18 protein-coding genes and 1 tRNA gene are annotated in these 21,321 nt (G+C 73.9%); 9 read left to right on the forward strand and 10 right to left on the reverse strand.

The features are described 5' to 3' along the window. Positions 1-208: 208 nt before the first annotated feature. Both dhaL and dhaK read right to left on the reverse strand, forming a co-directional pair. Positions 209-835: a dihydroxyacetone kinase subunit DhaL gene (dhaL, locus tag ACLWS4_RS12515; protein WP_416874140.1), complete on the reverse strand. Its 627-nt coding sequence runs from the start codon at positions 833-835 to the stop codon at positions 209-211. Between the two features lie 12 nt (positions 836-847). Further along, positions 848-1,843, reverse strand: coding sequence for a dihydroxyacetone kinase subunit DhaK (gene dhaK / locus ACLWS4_RS12520; protein ID WP_416874141.1), 996 nt, complete (start codon positions 1,841-1,843; stop codon positions 848-850). 166 nt (positions 1,844-2,009) lie between these two features. On the opposite strand from dhaK, the gene dhaM reads away from it, so the two are divergent. Further along, complete coding sequence (gene dhaM, locus ACLWS4_RS12525; RefSeq protein WP_049659695.1) at positions 2,010-2,402, forward strand: dihydroxyacetone kinase phosphoryl donor subunit DhaM; 393 nt, start codon at positions 2,010-2,012, stop codon at positions 2,400-2,402. Between the two features lie 36 nt (positions 2,403-2,438). Here dhaM and ACLWS4_RS12530 read toward each other — a convergent pair whose 3' ends face one another. After that, positions 2,439-4,151 (reverse strand): bifunctional 3'-5' exonuclease/DNA polymerase, encoded by a 1,713-nt coding sequence (locus tag ACLWS4_RS12530; RefSeq protein WP_074005551.1) that lies wholly within the window; start codon positions 4,149-4,151, stop codon positions 2,439-2,441. 206 nt (positions 4,152-4,357) lie between these two features. Between ACLWS4_RS12530 and ACLWS4_RS12535 the strand changes: the two genes are divergently transcribed. Further along, a complete protein-coding gene (locus tag ACLWS4_RS12535) occupies positions 4,358-6,382 on the forward strand; it encodes a M3 family metallopeptidase (RefSeq protein ID WP_416874142.1) in 2,025 nt (674 codons plus the stop codon). 15 nt (positions 6,383-6,397) lie between these two features. On the opposite strand, the gene ACLWS4_RS12540 is transcribed toward ACLWS4_RS12535, so the two are convergent. Further along, positions 6,398-7,849, reverse strand: coding sequence for a cellulase family glycosylhydrolase (locus ACLWS4_RS12540; RefSeq protein ID WP_416874143.1), 1,452 nt, complete (start codon positions 7,847-7,849; stop codon positions 6,398-6,400). A gap of 88 nt (positions 7,850-7,937) precedes the next feature. Continuing rightward, positions 7,938-8,561: a TetR family transcriptional regulator gene (locus ACLWS4_RS12545; protein WP_049655722.1), complete on the reverse strand. Its 624-nt coding sequence runs from the start codon at positions 8,559-8,561 to the stop codon at positions 7,938-7,940. A 125-nt stretch (positions 8,562-8,686) separates the two neighbouring features. Here ACLWS4_RS12545 and ACLWS4_RS12550 point away from each other — a divergent pair, with 125 nt between their 5' ends. After that, on the forward strand, positions 8,687-9,913 hold the full coding sequence (locus ACLWS4_RS12550; protein ID WP_049655719.1) for an acyl-CoA dehydrogenase family protein: 1,227 nt from the start codon (positions 8,687-8,689) through the stop codon (positions 9,911-9,913). A 46-nt stretch (positions 9,914-9,959) separates the two neighbouring features. On the opposite strand, the gene ACLWS4_RS12555 is transcribed toward ACLWS4_RS12550, so the two are convergent. The 3 genes from ACLWS4_RS12555 to ACLWS4_RS12565 all read right to left on the reverse strand — a co-directional run bounded on the left by ACLWS4_RS12555 (position 9,960) and on the right by ACLWS4_RS12565 (position 12,246). Beyond that, entirely contained in the window at positions 9,960-10,577 is a 618-nt protein-coding gene (locus ACLWS4_RS12555) for a hypothetical protein (RefSeq protein ID WP_416874144.1), read from the reverse strand. Positions 10,578-10,711: 134 nt separating this feature from the next. Beyond that, the gene (locus ACLWS4_RS12560) at positions 10,712-11,521 is read right to left on the reverse strand and encodes an enoyl-CoA hydratase/isomerase family protein (protein WP_416874145.1); all 810 of its coding nucleotides are present in this window, start codon (positions 11,519-11,521) and stop codon (positions 10,712-10,714) included. Positions 11,522-11,556: 35 nt separating this feature from the next. Next, positions 11,557-12,246, reverse strand: coding sequence for a TetR family transcriptional regulator (locus ACLWS4_RS12565; RefSeq protein ID WP_416874146.1), 690 nt, complete (start codon positions 12,244-12,246; stop codon positions 11,557-11,559). Between the two features lie 152 nt (positions 12,247-12,398). Here ACLWS4_RS12565 and ACLWS4_RS12570 point away from each other — a divergent pair, with 152 nt between their 5' ends. Beyond that, on the forward strand, positions 12,399-13,937 hold the full coding sequence (locus tag ACLWS4_RS12570) for an MFS transporter (protein ID WP_416874147.1): 1,539 nt from the start codon (positions 12,399-12,401) through the stop codon (positions 13,935-13,937). 110 nt (positions 13,938-14,047) lie between these two features. Here the strand turns inward: ACLWS4_RS12570 and ACLWS4_RS12575 are convergent, their stop codons facing one another. Further along, positions 14,048-14,596 carry a GNAT family N-acetyltransferase gene (locus ACLWS4_RS12575; protein ID WP_416874148.1) on the reverse strand — a complete coding sequence of 183 codons (549 nt, stop codon included), beginning with the start codon at positions 14,594-14,596 and terminating at the stop codon, positions 14,048-14,050. Between the two features lie 75 nt (positions 14,597-14,671). Between ACLWS4_RS12575 and ACLWS4_RS12580 the strand changes: the two genes are divergently transcribed. Next, positions 14,672-15,289 carry a TetR/AcrR family transcriptional regulator gene (locus tag ACLWS4_RS12580; protein ID WP_380739237.1) on the forward strand — a complete coding sequence of 206 codons (618 nt, stop codon included), beginning with the start codon at positions 14,672-14,674 and terminating at the stop codon, positions 15,287-15,289. 250 nt (positions 15,290-15,539) lie between these two features. Here the strand turns inward: ACLWS4_RS12580 and ACLWS4_RS12585 are convergent. Next, a tRNA-Arg gene (locus ACLWS4_RS12585) sits at positions 15,540-15,615 on the reverse strand. A gap of 654 nt (positions 15,616-16,269) precedes the next feature. Between ACLWS4_RS12585 and ACLWS4_RS12590 the strand changes: the two genes are divergently transcribed. The 4 genes from ACLWS4_RS12590 to ACLWS4_RS12605 all read left to right on the forward strand — a co-directional run bounded on the left by ACLWS4_RS12590 (position 16,270) and on the right by ACLWS4_RS12605 (position 21,317). Further along, the gene (locus ACLWS4_RS12590) at positions 16,270-16,878 is read left to right on the forward strand and encodes a single-stranded DNA-binding protein (protein ID WP_416874149.1); all 609 of its coding nucleotides are present in this window, start codon (positions 16,270-16,272) and stop codon (positions 16,876-16,878) included. Between the two features lie 354 nt (positions 16,879-17,232). Then, positions 17,233-18,669, forward strand: coding sequence for a Cys-Gln thioester bond-forming surface protein (locus ACLWS4_RS12595; protein ID WP_181970694.1), 1,437 nt, complete (start codon positions 17,233-17,235; stop codon positions 18,667-18,669). 411 nt (positions 18,670-19,080) lie between these two features. Beyond that, positions 19,081-20,745, forward strand: coding sequence for an energy-dependent translational throttle protein EttA (gene ettA, locus ACLWS4_RS12600; protein ID WP_049657863.1), 1,665 nt, complete (start codon positions 19,081-19,083; stop codon positions 20,743-20,745). A gap of 128 nt (positions 20,746-20,873) precedes the next feature. Continuing rightward, positions 20,874-21,317: an acyl-CoA thioesterase gene (locus tag ACLWS4_RS12605; RefSeq protein WP_049657866.1), complete on the forward strand. Its 444-nt coding sequence runs from the start codon at positions 20,874-20,876 to the stop codon at positions 21,315-21,317. Positions 21,318-21,321: the final 4 nt, after the last annotated feature.

The following is a 21,321-nucleotide window of genomic DNA, read 5'->3' on the forward strand; positions in this document are numbered from 1 at the left end:
ACCGTTGGCAGTCTGAAAATCACCCGTCACGCCCCTCTCCGCGGCCACCCCCTGCGCCACCCCCTCCCGCAGCGCGTCCCTCTCGCTAGAGGGGAGGGGCGGGTGGGTGGGGGTGGGGGAGGGGGCCCTGGTGCGGGAGGTGGGGGGTGAGGCGGGTGGGGTGGGTGTGGGGTGGGGTGGGGTGGGTGTGAGGGGTGGTGGGTGGGGGTCAGGTGGTGGTGATGTCGGCGAGGGTGCGGAAGACGAGGGCGGTGGAGGTGGCGCCCGGGTCCTGGTGGCCGATGCTGCGTTCGCCGAGGTAGGAGGCGCGGCCCTTGCGGGCCTGGAGGGGGATGGTGTCGCGGGCGCCCTGTTCGGCGGCTTCGGCGGCCGCTGCGGCCGCTGTGGGGAGGTCGGCGCCGGTGGCGGCTGTGGCGCGGAAGGCGGCGACGGCCGGGGTCCAGGCGTCCACGATGGTCTTGTCGCCGGGGGCGGCTTTGCCGAGGAGGCGGATGGCGTCCAGGCCGGCGGACAGGGCCTCGGCGACGGCGGCCGGGCCGGCCGGGTCGGGCAGGGCGGCGCCGATGGCGCGGAAGGCCTTGCCGTAGAGCGGGCCGGAGGCGCCGCCGACCTTGGAGATGAGGGTGGTGCCGGTCTTGGTGAGGACGGCGCCGGGGCCGGCGGGCTGGAAGCCGTCCAGGGCGGTCAGGGCGGCGGCGAAGCCGCGTTGGAGGTTGCTGCCGTGGTCGCCGTCGCCGATCGCGGAGTCCAGGTCGGTGAGCCGGGCCCGCTCCTTCTCGACGGCCGCGGCGATCGCGCGGACCCAGGCCTCGGCCAGCGGGGTGTCGAAGTCCATCGTGCGTCCTCCTCAGGCCCGCTTGAGGGCGGGGGTGTCGACCGGGGCGTCCCAGAGTTCCAGCAGCTCGGCGTCGGCCTTGGTGAGGGTGAGCGAGAAGCCCGCCATGTCCAGGCTGGTGACGTAGTTGCCGACCAGGCTGCGGGCCACCGTGATGCCGCGCTCGGCGAGCCGGGCGGCGACCTCGCCGTAGACCACGTACAGCTCCAGCAGCGGGGTCGCGCCGAGGCCGTTGAGCAGGGCGATCACCTCGTCGCCCGGGGTCAGGTGGTGGTCGGTCAGGATGGTGTCGACCACCTCGGCGGCCAGCTCGCGGGCCGGGCGGAGCTTCTCGCGCCGGCGGCCGGGCTCGCCGTGGATGCCGACGCCGACCTCGATCTCGTCCTCGGGCAGGTCGAAGCCGGGCTTGCCGGCGGCCGGGACGGTGGCCGCGGTGAGCGCGACGGCGAAGGAGCGGGAGGCGGCGTTGACCCGCTCGCCCAGGGCGGCCACCTCGTCCAGCGGGGCGCCGCGCTCGGCCAGCGCGCCGGCGGTCTTCTCGACCAGGACGGTCGCGCCGGTGCCCCGGCGGCCGGCCGTCCAGGTGGAGTCCTCGACCGCGACGTCGTCGTTGACCAGGACGGTGCGGACCTCCAGGCCCTCCTCGGCGGCGAGTTCGGCGGCGAGCTCGAAGTTCATCACGTCGCCGGTGTAGTTCTTCACGACGAAGACCACGCCGGCGCCGGTCTCCACGGCCTTGGCGGCGGCCAGCATCTGGTCCGGGACGGGCGAGGTGAAGACCTCGCCCGGGCAGGCGGCGTCGAGCATGCCGGGGCCGACGAAGCCGCCGTGCAGCGGTTCGTGGCCGGAGCCGCCGCCGGAGATCAGCGCGACCTTCGGGCCGGCCGACCGGGCGGCCCGGGTGATCACCCGGTTGGGGACGTCCACCGTCAGCTCCGGATGGGCGGCGGCGATCCCGGCCAGCGCGTCCTCCAGGACGCTCTCCGGGGTGTTGATCAGCTTCTTCAACGCTCTTCGCTCCCTTGGTGACCTGGGTGACCTGGGTGAGGACGCCACGGCCGGCGACGCCGTAGCCCCGACGCTACGCCAGACGGGGGTGGTGGGCACGGGGTGCGACACGCGGGATTCCGATCACTCTCCCGGAGTACCTGGTTCCGGCCGTAGGGTCGGCCGCATGAGTGAGAACGTGGGCATTGTTCTGGTCTCGCACAGCGCCCGGCTCGCGGAGGGGCTGCGCGAGCTGCTCGGCGAACTCGCCTCGGACGGCGTGCGGGTGGTCGTCGCGGGCGGCACCGAGGACGGCGGGCTCGGCACCAGCTACGACCTGATCGCCGGGGCGATCGCGCGGGCCGACGCCGGGGCGGGCGTGGTCGTGCTGCCGGACCTCGGCAGCTCGGTGCTCACCGCCGTCACGGTGCTGGAGGACGAGCCGCGCCCGGGCGTGCAGCTGGTGGACGCGCCGTTCGTGGAGGGCGCGGTGGCCGCCGCCGTCACCGCCTCGACCGGGGCGGGGCTGGCCGAGGTGGTCGCGGCGGCCGAGGACGCGCGCGGGTTCCGGAAGCTCTGACGGACCGGTGTCCGGGCGTCGTCCAGTGCCCGCGGCTCACTTGGCGTCCGCGTAGCAGTCCACCACCGCCGTGCTGAGCGGGAAGCGCACCGGGGTGTCGCCGAACACCAGCCGGCGGGCCTCGTCGGCGGCCTCGGCGACGGCGGCGGCCACCTCGTCGGCGAGGTTGGCCGGGGTGTGCACGATCACCTCGTCGTGCTGGAAGAACACCAGGTGCGGGCGGTCCTCCGGGCCCGCGGCGGGCAGTTCGTTCAGCCGGCGGCGCAGGGCCGCGAGCAGGGCCAGCGCCCAGTCGGCGGCGCTGGCCTGGATGACGAAGTTGCGGGTGAAGCGGCCGCGGGCGCGGGCGGTGCGGCCGCCGGCCTCGCCCGCGCCCTCGCCCTCGGTGAGGTCGAGGAAGTCGGCGGAGGCCGGCGGGCAGACCCGGCCGAGCCGGGAGGCGACCACGCCGCCGTCCTCGCCGGTGCGGGCGGCGGCCTCGACGTAGCCCATCGCGGCCGGGTAGCGGCGGTGCAGGGTGTTCAGCAGCGGGCCGATGTCGCCGCTGGTCTGCCCGTACATGGCGCCGAGCAGGCCGAGCTTGGCCTTGTCCCGGTCGCCCTGGAAGGCCTGGGCGGCGAGCGCCTCGTACAGGTCGCCGCCGGCGGCGGTGCGGGCCAGCCCGGCGTCCTGGGAGAGCGCGGCGAGCACCCGGGGCTCCAGCTGGGCGGCGTCGGCGACGACCAGCAGCCAGCCCGGGTCGGCGACCACGGCGCGGCGCAGGATGCGCGGGATCTGTAGGGCGCCGCCGCCGCGGCTGGCCCAGCGGCCGGAGACCACGCCGCCGACCACGTACTCGGGCCGGAACCGGCCGCCGCGGGCCCAGGCGTCCTGCCAGGCCCAGCCGTGCGCGACGTGGATCCGGGACAGCTCCTTGTAGCGGACCAGCAGCTGCGCGGCCGGGTGGTCGACGCCCTTGAGCTCCCAGGAGCGGGTGGAGCCGAGCTGGATGCCCGCCTCGGCGAAGGCGCGCAGCACCTGGGTGTGCGAGTCGGGGTTGAACGGCTTGGCGCCGAGGGCCTGCTGGAGGTCGACGGCGAGCTCGGCGAGGACCCTGGGCTGGGTGCCGGGGACGGTCGGCCGGGGGCCGAGCAGTTCGGTCAGCAGCCGGTCGTGGACGTCGGCCCGCCAGGGCAGCCCGTCGTGGGCCGTCTCGGCGGCCACCAGGGCGCCGGCCGACTCGGCGGCGACCAGCAGCCGGAAGCGCTGCCGGGCGGCCGGGTCGGCGATGGCGGCGATCCGGCGCTGCTGTTCGGCGTGGACGGCGACCACGGCCTCCAACGGGTCGGCGCCGGGCGGCAGTTGCAGCCGGTCGGGGGCGAACAGGGTGTCCTGGCCGTCGTCGGCGTCGGCCAGGCCGGGCTCGGGCAGGTCCGCCGGGACGGGCAGGTTCCGCAGCCGGGCCCAGGCGGCGCCGAGCGAGCGCGGCGCCCCGAACCGGCCCTCGTGCGCCAGCAGCAGCGCCTCGACCAGCCGCAGGTCGTGGCAGCGGGCGAGCCGGTCGGGCAGGCGCGGCAGCAGCGGGGCGTACCCGGAGTCGGCGGCGGCCCAGACCCAGCGCGGGTGGTCGGCGGCCTCCCGGGCGGCGACGGCGGTGGCGAGGTCGCGGACGGCCTCCGGCGGGCCGAGCGGCCGGCCCGTGTCGTCCAGCGGCTGGAGCCGGCCGCCGGGGCCGTGCGGATCGGGCGCGATGGCGGTCCTTGGTGCCACGGGGGCTGCTCCTCTCCGGCGCGCGGTCGGGCGTGCGGGGACGGGTACGGGGACGCGGGCCCGCGGACGGGCACGCCGCGGCCCGCGACCGACGGGCCCGCGCGTCGACGTTAACGGGTGGGTACGACAACGGGCGGCACGCGGGCCCCGCGAGGGGCGGCAAAAGCACGTGGGCAGGGCCGGGGACACGGCGTAGGGTTCGCGAAATGACCGTGAACCCGTTCTTCCAGGCCAGCCCGCTGGTCTACGAGCTCCCGCCGTTCGCCGAGATCCGCGAGGAGCACTACCTGCCCGCGTACGAGCGGGGGATGGCCGAGCAGCTGGCCGAGATCGCGGTGATCACCGCGGACCGGAGCCTGCCGACCTTCGAGAACACCCTGGTGGCCCTGGAGCGCTCCGGGGAGCTGCTGCGCCGGGTCGACGCGGTGTTCCGCAACCAGTCCTCCTCGGACACCACCGACGTGCTGGACGAGGTGGAGGCGAAGGTGAGCCCGCTGCTCGCCGCCCACCACGACGCGATCCACCTGGACCTCGCGCTGTTCGCCCGGATCGAGGCGCTGTACGAGGACCGCGCCGGGCTCGGCCTGGACCCGGAGTCGCTGCGCCTGCTGGAGCGCCGGTACACCGCCTTCGTGCGCTCCGGCGCCCGGCTGGGCGCGGCCGAGCAGGCCCGGCTGCGCGAGCTGAACGCCGAACTCGCCGCGCTCGGCACCACGTTCCAGCAGAACGTGAACGCCGCCACCCGGGCCGCCGCGCTGGTCCTGGACTCCGCCGAGGAGCTCGCCGGGCTGTCCGGGGGCGCGATCGCCGGGGCCGCCGAGAACGCCCGGGTGCTGGGCCACGACGGCCGGTACGTGCTGAGCCTGAAGAACACCTCCGGCCAGCCCGAGCTGGCCCAGCTCACCGACCGCGCGGTGCGCGAGCGGCTGCTGGCCGCCTCGCTCGGCCGGGGCGTCGAGGCCAACGGCCCGCTGGCGATCCGGATGGCCGGGCTGCGCGCCGAGCGGGCGGCGCTGCTCGGGTACCCGAGCCACGCCGCGTACGTGGTGGCGGACGAGACGGCCGGCACCGTCGAGGCGGTCTCCTCGCTGCTGGCCCGGCTGGTGGAGCCGGCGGTGGCCAACGCCCGCCGGGAGGCCGCCGAGCTGGCCCGGGCGGCCGCCGCGGACGGCATCACGGAGATCGCCGCGCACGACTGGGCGTACTACTCGGAGAAGGTCCGGCAGAGCTCCTACCAGGTGGACGCGGCCGTGCTGCGCCCGTACTTCGAGCTGGAGCGAGTGCTGCGGGACGGCGTGTTCTTCGCCGCGAACCTGGCGTACGGGGTGACCTTCACCGAGCGGCCGGAGCTGACGGCCCACCACCGGGACGCCCGGGTCTTCGAGGTGTTCGAGGAGGACGGCACCCCGCTGGGCCTGTTCATCGGCGACTTCCACGCCCGGGCGTCCAAGCGCGGCGGCGCCTGGATGGACGCGATGGTGGCCCAGTCCGGGCTGACCGGGCAGCGCCCGGTGGTGCTGAACAACCTCAACATCCCGCGCCCGGCGCCCGGCGAGCCGGTGCTGATGGACTGGGACGAGGTGCGCACGCTGTTCCACGAGTTCGGGCACGCGCTGCACGGGCTGTTCTCGGACGTGCGCTACCCGCTGTTCTCCGGCACCTCGGTGCCCCGGGACTTCGTCGAGTTCCCCTCGCAGGTCAACGAGATGTGGATGGTCCGGCCGGAGGTGCTGGCCAACTACGCCCGCCACCACGCGACCGGGGAGCCGCTGCCGGCCGAGCTGGTCGAGCGGATGACGGCGGCCGAGGGCTTCGGGCAGGGCTTCCGGACGGTGGAGTACCTGGCGGCCACGCTGCTGGACTGGGCGTGGCACACCGTGCCGCGCGGCGAGGAGGTCGCGGACGCCGAGGAGTTCGAGGCGCGGGCGCTCGCCGCGGCCGGGATCGCGGTGGACGCGGTCCCGCCGCGCTACCGGACGACGTACTTCCAGCACATCTTCTCCAGCGGCTACAGCGCCGCGTACTACGCGTACATCTGGTCGGAGGTGCTGGACGCCGACACCGTGCAGTGGTTCGAGACCAACGGGCGCGCGGTGCGGGAGAGCGGTGAGCTGTTCCGGCGCGAGCTGCTGGCGCGCGGGTTCAGCCGGGACCCGCTGGAGTCCTTCCGCGCGGTGGTCGGCCGGGCTCCGGAGACCGGGCCGCTGCTGGCCCGCCGGGGGCTGGTCTGACCGTCACCGTCACGGTCAGGCCGCGGTGAGCGTGACCGTCACGGTTGTGCCCCGGCGGGTGTGCGGGAGCCGGACGCGGACGGTTCCCGCGCGCCCGCCGGTCGGCTGGTCGACCTCGACCCGGGCGCCGGCGGGGGAGACGGCGACCCGGGCCCCGTGCGGGAACGCGGCCGGGGGGAGCAGGAGTTCGCTGCCGCGCCCGGTGCCGTCGGCGCGCCAGCGGACGGTGGCGCCGTCGGCGCGGGCGTCGGTGCGGACGTCCGTGCCCGCGACGGCCACCGGGTACGGGCCGAAGGCGGGTTCGTCGCCGGGGGCGGGGCGCCCGGCCGGGTCGAGCGCGCAGTAGCCGCCGTTGCCCCGGCACCAGTACCACATCGTCCAGCCCTCGGCGAAGCCGTCCATCGCGGCGGTCTGACGGCGGACCAGCTCGGTGTTGCCCGGGGTGCGGGAGTCCGGCGGGCCCCACTCGCCGACCAGGACGGGCAGGCGGTGGGCGGCCGGGTAGCCGGTGATCGCGGCGGTGTACCGCTCCACGAAGCCGTCGGCGGGGTTCCAGTCGGCGCCGCCCTCGACCGCGGTGTCGTAGAAGTGCGGCGCGTAGCCGAGCCGGGCCGCGCCGGGGCGGGGGTCGGCGAAGCCGGGCAGGCTGGTGGGCACGCCCTGGCCGACCAGCACGGTCGGCTCGACGAACAGCCAGGCGCGGGAGTCGGCCCGGCGCACGGCGGCGATCAGGCGGCGGTACATGTCGGCGAGCCGGCCCTGCTCCAGGGCGGAGGCGGCGGCGGCCAGCACGGCCGGGTCGCTCGGGTCGCCGTCCACCGGGCCGAACGGCTCGTTGAACAGGTCGTAGCCCAGCAGCGAGCGGTGGCCGCGCAGTTCGCGGGCGAGCCGGGTGTAGAAGTCGGCCTGCCAGGCGCGCAGGTCGGGGTCGTCGTAGAGGTGGCGGAAGGCGGCCTGGACGGCGGGCTGGAAGTAGCCGGCGAACCAGTCGTCCGGGTCCGGGGTGAACGGCAGGCCGTCGTCCCGGGTGGCCCAGACGGGGACGCCGTTGGTGCCGCCGCCGAACGCGGGCCCGTAGACGTCCTGGTGGAGGTCGACCAGGACCAGCAGGCCCAGCCGGTCGGCCCGGTCGAGGAGCCGCTGGACGCGGTGCAGTTCGGTGGGGTCGAGGCGGCCGCGCCGGGGTTCCAGCCTGGTCCAGGAGACCGGCAGCCGGACCAGGGTGAAGCCCTGGGCGGCGACGGAGTCGAGGTCGGCCGGGGTGGCCTCGGCGTACTTGTCGAGGTTGAAGCCGCGCAGGAGGAGCCGGCGGCCCTGGGCGTCGGTGAGGGCGGTACGGCCGTCGGCGGCGGTGACCGTACCGGTGGGGAAGCGGTCCGGGGGCCCGTCGTGGGCCGAGGCCGGGACGGCGGTGAGGACGGCGGTGGCGGCGAGCAGCAGGGCGACGGCGGTGCGGCGCAGGCGCATCGGGGACCTCGCACGGCGGGGGGTGGGGGTGGGGCCCGATGATGCCCGGACTTCCGTGCGCCGCACAAGAGTTCGGTCTACGGAGGACTCAGTCCGCGGCCGGTTCGGGCGCGGTCGGCAGGACGGCGGTCGGCCGGTCCGCGGCGGCGGCCAGCCGGCCCCAGAGCAGGTCGGCCAGCGCCTGCACCATCCGGGCGCGCGAGCAGGGTCTGGTCTCCAGCCACCAGTCCCCGGCGGCCAGCACCATCCCGGTGATGCCCCGGCCCCAGGCCTCGGCGAGCAGGTCGCGGTCGGCGCCGAGGTCGACCTGGCTCTGTACGGCCCGGGTGATCTCCTCGGCGATCTGCCGGAGCGCGGGGGCGAGGGCGTTGCCGGCGCCGCTCGGGTCGCCGGGCTCGGGGTGGGTGAGCAGCCGGTAGACCTGGGGGCGGGCCTCGATGCCGGCGAGGTAGGTGTCCAGGACGTGCTCGACCCGGTCGCGGCGCTCCAGCGGCTCGGCGAGGGCGGCCCGGACGGCGGCCAGCAGTCCGCCGGTGTGGCGCTCGGTCAGGGCTCTGATCAGGCCGTTCCGGTCGCCGAAGTGGCGGTAGAGGATCGGCTTGGTGATGCCGGCCTCGGCGGCGATGGCGTTCATGCTGGCGCCCGGCCCCTCGCGCTGGACGACCCGGTCGGCGGCGTTGAGCAGCTGCTCGCGGCGGGGCTCTCGGGACATGCGCTGCTCCTCGGAGTTGGGGTCCGTCTGGGCGTTGACACCGGTTACCAATCAGTAGCAGACTCCGACGATGTTACCCGAGGTAACACCCCGGTCGGCCGCACACGTCTTCGGAGGCACGCACCATGAGCAGCACGTTCTCGCTGGACCCGGGCGCGGACCAGCTCGCCGTACGCGACTGGCTGCACGGCTTCGCCGCCGACGTGATGCGCCCCGCCGCGGCCGAGTGGGACGAGCGCGAGGAGACCCCCTGGCCGGTCATCCAGGAGGCCGCCAAACTCGGCATCTACTCGCTGGACTTCTACGCCCAGCAGTACTTCGACCCCTCCGGCGTCGGCATCCCGATCGCCATGGAGGAGCTGTTCTGGGGCGACGCGGGCATCGGGCTGTCCATCGTCGGCACCACCCTGGCCGCCGTCGCGGTGCTGGCCAACGGCACCGACGAGCAGATCGGCACCTGGACCCCGCAGATGTTCGGCACCCCGGAGGACGTCAAGGTGGCCGCCTTCTGCTCCTCCGAGCCGGACGCCGGCTCCGACGTCTCGGCGCTGCGCACCCGGGCGGTGTACGACGAGGCCAAGGACGAGTGGGTGCTCACCGGCACCAAGACCTGGGCCACCAACGGCGGGATCGCCGCCGTCCACGTGGTGGTCGCCACCGTCGACCCGGAGCTCGGCGCCAAGGGCCAGGCCTCCTTCGTCGTCCCGCCGGGCACCCCGGGGCTGAGCCAGGGCCAGAAGTTCAAGAAGCACGGCATCCGCGCCTCGCACACCGCCGAGGTGGTGCTGGACGGCGTCCGGGTGCCCGGCAGCTGCCTGCTCGGCGGCAAGGAGAAGCTGGACGAGCGCCTCGCCCGGGCCCGCGAGGGCGTCAAGCGCCCCGGCGGCAGGGGCAACGCGGCGATGGCCACCTTCGAGGCCTCCCGTCCGGCCGTCGGCGCGCAGGCGATCGGCATCGCCCGGGCCGCGTACGAGGTGGCGCTGGACTACGCGAGGACCCGGGAGCAGTTCGGCCGGCCGATCATCGACAACCAGGGCGTGGCCTTCCAGCTCGCCGACATGAGGACCCGGATCGACGCGGCCCGGCTGCTGGTGTGGCGGGCCTCCTGGATGGCGGTCAACAACCAGCCGTTCACGGCGGCCGAGGGCTCGATGTCCAAGCTGTACGCGGGCGAGACCGCCAAGTACGTGACCGCGCAGGCGATGCAGATCCTCGGCGGCAACGGCTTCACCCGGGAGTACCCGGTGGAGCGGATGCACCGGGACAGCGCGATCTACTCGATCTTCGAGGGGACCAGCGAGATCCAGCGGCTGGTGATCGCCCGGGCGATCTCGGGGGTGCCGATCCGCTGACCGGTTGCCCTGGTCGCCCTGGTCGCCCGGGCCGGTGGGCCGTCCGTCAGCGGGCGGCCCAGAAGGTGAGGCCGGCGGCGAGCGCGCCCACCACCGCGCCGACGGCCGTCTGCGCGGCGGTGTGGTCCCGCAGCACCACCCGGGACCACCCGATCAGCGGGACCAGCGCGCCGAGCAGCAGCCAGAGCGGGCCGAGCGCGATGGCGAGGCAGACCACCGCGCCGGTGGCCACGGCGGTGTGCACGGAGACCTTCCACCAGACGGTGATCACCAGGATCGGGACCAGCGAGGCGAACATCGCCAGCACCAGCGCGGTCAGGTCGGCCGGGGCGTCCAGTCCGATCATCACCGCGAAGCTGAGCAGCACCGAGCCCATGATGAGCGGGAAGAGGGTCAGCCGGCGCTGCCGTCGGCCGACGTGACGGTCCGCCACGGTGCCCTTGCGCATGCCGTGGCCGATGATCAGGGTCGGGACGACGGCGGCGAACAGGGCGGCGAACAGCGCCCAGCCGATGCCCGACCAGCCGTAGCGGAGGCCGCCCAGCAGCGGGAGCAGCACGAGGATCACGTTCTTCGGCTCCAGGCCGTCGGTGATCCGGCGGGCCAGGGCCGTCCGGCGGGTGGGGGCGGGCGGGGCGGGCACGGCCTGGGCCTCGGTCGTCATCGGGGTGGGTGCTCCGGGGGCGGGAAGGGGTGGACGGGTTCCGGCCGGATGATCGTACGGGTGCTGCTGCGCCCCCTTCCGCCGGGCCCGCACCGTTCCCGCGCGGAAGCGTTCCCGCCTGGACCCGTTCCCGTTCAGAACCGGGCGGGCCGGCCCTCCAGGAAGGCGGCCAGGCCCTCGCGGACGTCCGAGCCCTCCCGGGCGCGGAGCAGCCAGGGGGCCAGGACCTCGTCGGCCCGCTCGGGCGGGGCGTCCAGGACGGCCTTGGCCGCGCCGACGGTCTGGGCGGAGCGACGGGTCAGCAGCCGGGCGAAGTCCAGGGCGGCGGCGTCCAGTTCGGCGTCTGGCAGGACGCGTTCGGCCAGGCCGAGCGGCAGCGCGTCCCGGCCGGCCACCAACTCGCCGGAGAACAGCAGGTACTTGGCCCGGGCCGGGCCGATCAGCCGGGCCAGCCGTACGGTCGGCACCGCCGGGTAGACCACGCCGAGCTTGGCCGGGGTGATCCCGAGCCGGGCGTCCTCGGCGACGAACCGCAGGTCGCAGGCGACGGCCAGCTGGCAGCCGCCGCCGACGCAGGCGCCGTGCACCACGGCGACGGTCGGGTGCGGGAAGGCCGCCAGCGCCTCCTCGGCGGCGACATTGGTCGCGTGGTAGGCCTCCGCGCGGTCCGGATCGCCGTACACCTCGGAGAGTTCGGCGATGTCCGCGCCCGCGCTGAAGGTGTTGCCGGCGCCGGTGAGCAGCAGGACGCGCACGCCCGGGTGGCCGGCCAGCTGCTCCAGCACCTTGGGCAGCGCCTGCCAGACCGCCAGGGTCACCGCGTTGCGGCGGTGCGGGCGGGCGAACTCCAGGACGGCGACGCCGTCCTCGCCGACGTACGCGTTGAGGCCCTCGGCCTGCGCGGGCAGGGCGGAGCGGTCCCGCGTGAGCAGCGGCTGGTCCATGCGCACCTCCGGTCGGTCGTGGTGCGCCAACTCTCTCAGGCGGCGCGGGCGCAGTAGTCGCCGAGGCCGTGCTCGAGCAGGGCGAAGGCGCGGCGGGCCTCCTCCAGGACGGCGGGCAGGGCGTCGGCGGCGCGCTCGCCGGCCAGCATCCGCCGGTGGTTGGCGGCGATCAGCGCGACCCGGACGGCGAGCAGCTGGGCGGTGGCGACCCGGGCGGTCAGTTCGTCGTGGGCCGGGTCCTGGGCGAGCAGTTCGGCGGCGAGCGCGGCGTGCGCCAGCCGGTCGAAGCCGTGGGTGGCGCGGGCGGTCAGCGCGGGGGTGCGGTGGATCAGCCGGACCACGTCGAGCACGATCCGGTCGTCGTTCAGCCCGGCGGCCGGGTCGAAGCGCTCCAGTGCGGCGAGGAACTGCTCGCGCAGTGCCGTCACCGCCGAGGTGCCCAGGGCGCGGTCGCGCACCGCCTGGGCCGGCTCGTCGAGGTGCTGCTCCATCGGGCCCATGACCAGGTCTTCCTTGGTGGGGAAGTAGTTGAAGACGGTCATCTTGGACACCTCGGCGGCGGCGGCGATCTCCGCGACCGAGACCTGGTCGAAGCCGCGCTCGGTGAACAGCGCGACGGCCGTGCGGAAGATCCGCATGCCGGTCTGGAACTTCTTGCGCTCGCGCAGCGGGAGGGCGTCGAGGTCGACGTCGGGGCCGAAGTCCTGTGCGGGTCGCATCGCCATGGGGGGACTGTACCAGGATCAAATGTTGACCCGGCAGAAAGATTGGTCGGGATGAAGAATTGACCGAGTCCAAAAACGCTGCGATGGTGAGGGCGTGCCGCCGGCCGCCCCGGCCCCGGCGCGAACCCGACGGACCCTGGGGGGACCCGACCATGGCCACCACCGCCGCCGCCGTACCCGCTGCCGTACCCGCGCCGCCGGACACCGCGCTGATGACCCCGGCCCAGCGCAAGCTGGGCATGCTGCTCTGCCTGGTCACGATCGTGCTGGCGGTGCTCGACATGAACATCGTGTCGGCCGCCACCGTGCCGATCGTCCGTGACCTCGATCCCGTCCACGGCGTGGACCGGCTGCCCTGGCTGGTCAGCGCGTTCGCCCTGGCCGCCACCGCGCTGCTGCCGCTGTACGGCAGGCTCTGCGACGTGTACGGCGCCAAGCGCGTGCTGCTCGGGGCCGTCGGCACCTTCCTGCTCGGCTCGGCGCTCTGCGGGGCGGCGCAGTCGATGGACCAGCTGATCGCCTTCCGGGCGGTGCAGGGCGTCGGCGGCGGCGGGCTGATGAGCGTCACCATGGTGGTCATCGCCCAGTTCAAGGACCCGGAGGAGCGCGGCGGCGCCAAGGGCGGGGCCGTGGGCGGGATCGTCGCGGGCCTCGGCATGGCGGTCGGCCCGCTGGTCGGCGCGCTGCTCACCGACCACCTCGGCTGGCGCTGGGTCTTCTACGTCAACCTGCCGCTCGGCCTGCTGGTGCTGGTCGGCGTCGCCCTGGTGGTCAGGCTGCCCCGAACGGCCGGCCGCCGGAGCCTGGACTTCGTCGGCGCGGCCCTCGCGGCGGCCTTCGCGACCGGGCTGCTGCTCGTCACCGAGTGGGGCGGCAAGGACCACGCCTGGACCTCCCCGGTGATCCTCGGGCTCGCCGCCGCGACCCTGGCCGCGCTCGGCCTCTTCCTGTGGCGTCAGGCCACCGCCGCCGAGCCGGTGCTGCCGCTGTCGCTGTTCCGGATCCGCGCGGTGCGGCTGGGCTTCGCGATCCAGGGGCTGGTCGGGATGGGCATGGTCGGCTCGATCATGTACGTGATGCTCTACCTGCAGATCGCCCGGGGCGTCGCTCCGACCTCGGCCAGCCTCTACCTGGTCCCGATGGCGGCCGGGATGACGGCGGCCGGCCTGCTGGTCGGGCGGCTGACCGGGCGCGGCCACCCGCCCCGGACCTTCCTGGCGGCCGGCGCGGCCTGCGCCACGCTCGCCCTCGCCCTGCTCGGCCTCAGCGGGCCGGACACCGCGCTGTGGGCGGTGCTGGCCGAACTCGCCCTGCTGGGCTGCGGGCTGGGGCAGCTGATCGGCCAGCTGGTCACGGTGGTGCAGGAGACCGCGCCCCGGCACCAGCTGGGGGTGGCGACCACGGGGATCCAGTTCTTCCAGAGCCTCGGCAGCGCGCTCGGCGCGGCGCTCTTCGGCACCGTGCTGACCCGGGTCTTCGAGGCGGGCGAGCCGGGGCGGCCGCTCGGCGCGGTCCGGGCGCTGACCGGGGCGGCGCACGAGCACGCGGTGCGCAGCTTCACGGACGCGGTGGACGTGGTCTTCCTGTCGGCGGGCGGGGTGCTGGCGCTGGCACTGGTGTGCGTGCTGCGGCTGCGGCCGGCCGAGCTGGCGGGGCCGGCCGGGTCGGCGGGGGTGGCGCCGGCCGCCTGACGGGTCGACGGCCGGCGGGCTGGTGGGCCGCCGGGACGGTGTGGTGCGGTTCGGTTCGGTGCGGGGCCCGGTGAGCGGGGGAGTCCACCGGGCCCGGCGCCGTTCCCGGTTCAGGCCCGGCTGGTCCACTCGTCGGCCAGCACGGCCCAGATCTCCTTGTCGTAGCGGACCCCGTTGTACGGGTACCACTCGCGCAGCACGCCGTCGCGGGTCATGCCGACCCGCTCGGCGACCGCCCGGCTGCGGGCGTTGACGGAGGAGCACCACCACTCGGCGCGGTGCATGCCGCGGGTGGTGAAGGCGTAGTCGAGCAGCTGCTTGACGGCGGCGGTGATCAGCCCGTGGCCCTCGCCGGCCGGCTCCGTCCAGGCGCCGATCTCGCAGACGCCGGACCGGGCGTCGAAGCTCACGAACATCACGCCGCCGACCAGGGTGCCGTCCAGCCAGATCCCGTAGATCCGCTTCTGGTCGGCGGCCAGGCCGTCGGCGTAGCGCTGGAGGGTGGCGCGGGCGGAGTCCAGGTCGACGGAGAAGGTGGCCCAGGGGATCCACGGGTCGGTGTGGGCGCGGGCGCGGTCGAGGTGGGTCAGGAACTCGGGCGCCTGCCAGGGCTCCAGCGGGCGCAGTTCGGCGTTCTCGGTGAGCGGTACGGCAAACACGGGCGGCCTTTCACGGGTGGTGCTGAGGTTGGCTGGACTATTCATAACAAACGTTTGGTACGTAAGATAGCCCCCATGACACCGGCCCGTGGAGACCATGACGCCCGACGCTCGGAAGTCTCCGAGGGGGTGTGGCGGGTGCTCTCCACCCGGGGCTTCGAGGGGCTGACCCTGCGCGCGGTGGCCGCCGAACTGGGTGCCTCCACCGGGCTGTTGACGCACTACTTCCCGAACAAGCGGGCGCTGCTGAGCCACGCGCTGGAGGAGCTGGACCGGCGCTCGCTGGCCCGGCCCCGGCGCACCGCCCCCGCCGACGGCAGCGCGCCGCCGGCCGGTCTGGCCCGGGTGCGGGCGTCGCTGCTGGACGTGCTGCCGCTGGACGGCGAGGCCGCCGCCGACAACCGGATCTGGGTCGGATCCTGGGACCACGCCCTGGCCGACCCGGAGCTGGCGGCCGCCCACGCGGGCCGCTACGCGCGCTCGCGCACCGCGCTCACGGCGCACGTCGCGGACGCCCAGCGGCTGGGGGAGCTCCCGGCGCGGGCCGACCCGGCCGCGCTCGCGGCGGGGGCGCAGGCCTTCGTGCTGGGCCTGGTGGTCCAGGCGCTGTTCGCCCCGGAGGAGTTCCCGGCGGAGCGGCAGACGGAGCTGCTGGACGCCTACCTGGCCGGGCTGGCCGGGCTGGCGGGGTAGGCCGGGGCGCTTCCGAGCGCGCCGGCCCGGCCCGGGGCGGGCTCCGGCGTGTTCGGGGTGGGGGATTCACCGGGAATTCCGGTTGTTCCGGTTGGACCCGTTTTTCGCCCCGTTTTCCCGACGGCCCGACACGCATGGTCACGAGTTCTGTGCGATGAGTGCGCGGAACGGTTGGTGTACGGGATTACCGACTGGTCCGGAGCGGACACGGAAAGTGTCCGCCGGAGTGGTGGCCTGCGGAATTGCGGGGTGGTGCCCCCAGCAGGATTCGAACCTGCGACCTACCGCTTAGAAGGCGGGTGCTCTATCCGCTGAGCTATGGGGGCGGGACGGGCGGTGCCCTGGCGGGCGCGACCGTGGCCGGGATCGGGCTGGCGAGCGCCGGGGCGCGCGCTGTCCGGCCCCGTACCTGAGGGTGGGGGTGGGGGTGGTGGGCCCTCGCCCTGTCGGGGACAGGATAAGGGTGACCGGTTCCCAGGCCGGGTGTGACGACACCGCCGTTGGTGTGTCGGTTCGGTGGAGCGGTCCGATAATCGCAGGTGAAGGCCGTGAGTGCAGCGGTCTGGGAGTGTTCCGCGCCGGACGTTGTGCAGTCGTTACGGGGCTGCCTCCTCACCCGTTATGGATTCGGCACGGAGAATGCGGCGCCGACGGTGCGGGTGGGGGCCTTAATCGCGGTTGCGCCGGTCGTATGACGTGCGCGGACGGCCATCGGGGCGCCTTCCGGGGCGCGTTCCCGGGCGGGTTCCGGGGTGCGCCGGCCGGGCGGCGAGCAGCGAGTTTGTTGTCATGGCCGCGAAGAAGTGGGGTCGAAGCGGCGGCGGAAGGCTGAAATTCACCCCTGCGGGTGACAACAGTTCCACAGGCCCGAGTTATCCACAGGATTTCGGAAGTCGGTGGCCCGGATTTCCCCTGAAGTGCACGCTCAAGGCGCACCGGTCGATTCCGTACGGTGCATCGGCGAGAACGGAGGGTGTGCCGTGAGCGAGACGCATGTGACGGTGATCGGCAATGTCGCGACGGAGGTGAGCTACGGCGAAACCAGCGGCGGGGTGCCGATGGCGAACTTCCGGCTCGGCTGCACCGAGCGGCGGTACGACCGGCAGCGCGAGTGCTGGGTGGACGGCGAGACGCAGTGGGTGGCGGTGACGGCCTGGCGGGCGCTGGCGGTCAATCTGATCGGCTCGCTGTCCAAGGGCGATCCGGTGCTGGTGAGCGGCCGGCTGCGGGTGCGCGAGTGGACGGAGGGGGAGGTGAAGCGGAGCCGGGCCGAGATCGACGCCCGATCGGTCGGACACGACCTCACCCGTGGTACCACGGCGTTCCGGTGGGCGGCGGGGGTGCGCGGGCAGCCGCCGGGCGGCGCCGGTCCGGCCGGGGCGGAGGGCGGGGGCGAGGCTGTGCCGGGGTGGATCGTCAGCGCGGTGGAGGCGCGCAGGGGCTCCGGGGCGCCCCCGGCGCCGGCCCCGGCGGCGGTCGCGGCGCCCGTCGTCCGGGCGCTGCCGCCGGGCGGGCGGCCGGCCGCGGGGGAGTCGGGCGAGGTGTCCGGGGCGGAGCGGGGAGGTGGCGCCGAGGATGCCCTGACCTGATCGGTCGGTGACCTTCCCTGTCGACAAATATGTTGATCGAGAACGTCGTTGTGCCCGCACGCGCAATCCGACCGGATAACAGAAAGCGCCCCGGGACTTTCTGGTCGACCGTCAGCTTGTGTGGGACTTGAGGGGATTGATAACGATCCAGATACGGAATCGTCCTGATTTCGCATGGGGGTTTCCGGGCCTCTGGGGCTCAATAGGATTCGTCTGGTTCATACCCGTAGCAGTGCCACAGGGGGCACGCGCGGAACGGCAAGTCGGCGGGCCGCCCACTCGGTGCGGCCCGGCCCGGAGGGATCCCAGATGTTCCAGAGGCAGGGGCGGAGTCTGTCCCGGATAACCACTGTCATGCTCACGACCAGCTTGGCGCTTGGCGGAGGCCTGTTCGCGGCCGGTGCGGCGGTCGCGGCCGGCGCCCCGACCTCGGGCGTGACGGCGGAAGTCCAGAACGAGATGCTCGGCGAGAAGATCGACGTCGAGGGCAAGGGCACCGTCGACGGCGGTCTGTTCACCCTCAAGACGGCTGCCGGGGAGAAGCTCCGGACGTACTGCATCGACTTCGACAACCCGGTCTACCTGGACAGCGGCGCCAAGTACCACGAGGCGGACTGGGCGTCGAGCTCGCTCAACAGCAACGCGAACGCCCCCAAGATCCGCTGGATCCTGGACAACTCGTACCCGCAGGCCAGCCTGACGTCCCTCGCGACGGCCGCCGGCGTCGACAGCCTGACCGACGCGGACGCCGCCGCCGGCACCCAGGCCGCGATCTGGAAGTTCTCGGACAACAAGAACGCCGTCCCGCGCAACGACAAGGCCAAGAAGCTGCGCGACTACCTCGTCGGCGACGCCAACAAGGGCGTCGCGGCCGAGCCGAAGCCCTCGCTGACCCTCTCCCCGGACTCGGTCTCCGGGAAGTCGGGCGGCAAGCTCGGCCCGTTCCTGCTGAACTCCAGCGCGAACGAGGTCAAGCTGACCGTCACCGGCGACGCCGCGGACAAGATCAAGCTGCTGGACAAGGACAGCAAGCCGGTCAACGGCAGCCTGGCCGGTCCGATCGGCAAGGACACCCCGCTGTTCCTGGACGTGCCGGCCGGCACCCCGGACGGCAAGGCCGCCATCAACGCCACCGCCGAGGCCACCGTGCTCAGCGGCCGGGTCTTCATGAGCGGCGTGGACTCCCGCGGCCGCCACAGCCAGACCATGATCCTGGCCGGCTCCACCAAGGTGAACGTCGCCGGCGGCGCCAAGGCCACCTGGAAGCAGGGCAAGGGCGCGCTGATCGACAGCACCGCCAAGGAGGAGTGCGCCACCGGCGGCGTGCGGGTGTCCGTCACCAACAGCGGTGACGAGGCCGCCACCGTCACGGTCGGCAAGCAGCAGGTCGCCGTCCAGCCGGGCAAGACCGAGAGCGTGCTCGTCAAGGTCGAGGAGAAGGCGCACTACGACTTCACCGTGACCGGCCCGAACGGCTACACCAAGCAGTTCACCGGCGTCCTGGACTGCAAGGTCGGCGTGACGCCGACCCCGGCCCCGACCACCCCCGCCGCGACCGGCACGCCGTCCGGCACCCCGAGCGCGGCCCCGTCGGGCACCCCGAGCACCGGCGCCGGCCAGCCGACCCCGGCGACCACCAGCGCCGCCCCGGGCACCGGTGGCCTGGCCCAGACCGGTGCCAATGACTCCACCCCGATCCTCGCCGCCGTCGCCGGTGGCCTGGTCGTGGCCGGTGGCGCCGCCGTCTTCGTCCTGCGCCGCCGCGGCCGCCACGGTCGCACCACCGCCTGAACCGCCTGAACCGCCTGAACCGCCTGAGGCGCCCGAAGCGCCCGAAGCGACGGAACCGCCCGAGCGGGCCGGGGGTCACCGACCTCCCGAGGCCCTGAGAGCGGTACCGGCCCGGCTCCCCGCACCCGCTGCGGGGAGCCGGGCCGTCGCGTTTCCCGGGCGGGCCCCCGGGGGCGTCGGCCACGGGGCGGCGGGGCCCGGGGTGGGCGGGGTGCCGGCCGGGGAGAGACGGCCGGGAGGGCGGGAGCGGGGGCGCCGGGCGGCCGCGGTCCGGGCGGCGGGGCCGGGGCGGGCGGGAGCGCTTCCGGATACCCCGGTGGGGTCATCCAGGCGATTCGGGCCTCAGGGCCGGGTGCGGCACAATGGAAGGCTGCAAGCCGAATACTCCCGACGACGCCGGAGCGATCTCACGTGGCGGAATACATCTACACGATGCGCAAGGTGCGCAAGGCTCACGGAGACAAGGTCATCCTTGACGACGTGACGCTCAGCTTCCTCCCCGGAGCGAAGATCGGCGTCGTGGGCCCCAACGGCGCCGGTAAGTCCACCGTGCTGAAGATGATGGCCGGCCTGGAGCACCCCTCCAACGGCGACGCCTTCCTCTCGCCCGGTTTCACCGTCGGCATGCTGCTCCAGGAGCCGCCGCTGGACGAGACCAAGACCGTCCTGGAGAACGTCGAGGACGGCGTCAAGGAGATCAAGGGGAAGCTCGACCGCTTCAACGAGATCGCCGAGCTGATGGCGACCGACTACTCGGACGCCCTGCTGGACGAGATGGGCAAGCTCCAGGAGGAGCTGGACCACGCCAACGCGTGGGACCTGGAGGCCCAGCTGGAGCAGGCCATGGACGCCCTGGGCTGCCCGCCCGGCGACTGGCCGGTCACCAAGCTCTCCGGTGGCGAGAAGCGCCGCGTGGCGCTCTGCAAGCTGCTGCTGGAGTCCCCCGACCTGCTGCTGCTCGACGAGCCCACCAACCACCTGGACGCCGAGTCGGTGAACTGGCTGGAGCAGCACCTGGCCAAGTACCCCGGCACCGTCGTCGCCGTCACCCACGACCGGTACTTCCTGGACAACGTGGCCGGCTGGATCCTGGAGCTCGACCGCGGCCGCGCGATCGGCTACGAGGGCAACTACTCCACCTACCTGGAGTCCAAGCAGTCCCGCCTGAAGGTCGAGGGGCAGAAGGACGCCAAGCGCGCCAAGCGCCTCAAGGAGGAGCTGGAGTGGGTCCGCTCCAACGCCAAGGGCCGCCAGGCGAAGTCCAAGGCCCGTCTGGCCCGCTACGAGGAGATGGCGGCCGAGGCGGACAAGATGCGGAAGCTGGACTTCGAGGAGATCCAGATCCCGCCGGGCCCGCGCCTGGGCAGCATCGTCATCGAGGTCGAGAACCTCAACAAGGCCTTCGGTGAGAAGGTCCTGATCGACGACCTGAGCTTCACCCTGCCGCGCAACGGCATCGTCGGCATCATCGGCCCGAACGGCGCCGGCAAGACCACCCTGTTCAAGATGCTCCAGGACCTGGAGACCCCGGACAGCGGCACGGTCAAGGTCGGCGAGACGGTCAAGATCAGCTACGTCGACCAGACCCGCGCCAACATCGACCCGAAGAAGACCCTCTGGGAGGTCGTCTCCGACGGTCTGGACTGGATCAACGTCGGCCAGGTCGAGATGCCGTCCCGCGCCTACGTGTCGGCCTTCGGCTTCAAGGGCCCGGACCAGCAGAAGCCGGCCGGCGTGCTCTCCGGTGGTGAGCGCAACCGCCTGAACCTGGCGCTGACCCTCAAGCAGGGCGGCAACCTGCTGCTCCTCGACGAGCCCACCAACGACCTCGACGTCGAGACGCTCTCCTCGCTGGAGAACGCCCTGCTGGAGTTCCCCGGCTGCGCCGTGGTCATCTCCCACGACCGCTGGTTCCTGGACCGGGTGGCCACCCACATCCTCGCCTACGAGGGCGAGAGCAAGTGGTTCTGGTTCGAGGGCAACTTCGAGTCGTACGAGAAGAACAAGATCGAGCGGCTCGGCGCCGACGCCGCCCGTCCGCACCGGGCCACGTACAAGAAGCTGACCCGAGGCTGACACCCAGCCGTCACAACGGCCCGGCAGACTGCCCTCCGGGGCGGCCTGCCGGGCCGCGGCCCGTCGCCGACCGCCCGCCGCCCCGGCGGTGGACGGCGGCGGGCGACCGGACACCGAGGAGAACTCCCGTGGCTCGCCACATCTACGCCTGCCCGCTGCGCTGGTCCGACATGGACGCCTTCGGGCACGTCAACAACGTGGTCTTCCTGCGCTACCTGGAGGAGGCCCGGATCGACTTCATGTTCACCCAGGCCGCCGCGGCCGGTGCCGGGGAGTTCGCGGGCGGCTCGGTGGTGGCCCGCCACGAGATCGACTACAAGCGTCCGCTGGTGCACCGGCCCGAGCCGGTCACCATCGAGACCTGGGTGACGAAGATCGGCGGCGCCTCGCTGACCGTCTCGTACGAGATCAAGGACGTCGCCGAGGACGGCGGCGACATCGTGTACGTCCGGGCGTCCACCGTGGTCGTCCCCTACGACCTGGCCGAGGGCCGGCCGCGCCGGATCTCGCCGGTGGAGCGGGAGTTCCTCGGCCGCTTCATGGACGAAGAGCCGGTAGTCGCCGCCGTCTGACCGC

The organism is Kitasatospora sp. SC0581 (assembly GCF_048159585.1).
Lineage (GTDB): Bacteria > Actinomycetota > Actinomycetes > Streptomycetales > Streptomycetaceae > Kitasatospora.